The following is a 333-nucleotide window of genomic DNA, read 5'->3' as shown; positions in this document are numbered from 1 at the left end:
GTCGTGGGGTTGCAGTGCGCGCGGGACTTCGTGGGCAGGCTCTATGGCGACGAAAGCGCGGTCACCGCCGAAGCCGCCTCGGACGTCGAGCTTTGCCGCATATCGAAGCGTGCCCTGGAGCGCATGGTCGCCAGCAATCCGATGCTGGAGGGGCGGCTGCTCAAGCAAGCGCTGCGCGATGTCGACGAGGCGCGGGAATGGATGGTCGCGCTCGGCCGCAAGACTGCCTCGGAGAAGCTGGCAAGCTTCCTCGGCCAGATCGGCAGACATCTCGACCCCATGGTCGCGCAAGACGATCGGACGCTGGCCTTCGAACTGCCGCTTACACGGGCC

The 333-nt window shown here is 66.7% G+C and carries 1 protein-coding gene; it reads left to right on the top strand.

The window, feature by feature from the left end; genetic code table 11:
* On the top strand, nt 1–333 hold a 333-nt coding region (locus EN862_RS36490), incomplete at both ends, for a Crp/Fnr family transcriptional regulator (protein WP_193771642.1).

The sequence above is a fragment of the Mesorhizobium sp. M2E.F.Ca.ET.219.01.1.1 genome (genome assembly GCF_004016445.2).
In the GTDB taxonomy this organism is placed as follows: Bacteria; Pseudomonadota; Alphaproteobacteria; order Rhizobiales; family Rhizobiaceae; genus Mesorhizobium.
The sequence above is the reverse complement of the archived record's forward strand: the minus strand, read 5'-3'. Positions and strand labels throughout refer to the sequence as shown.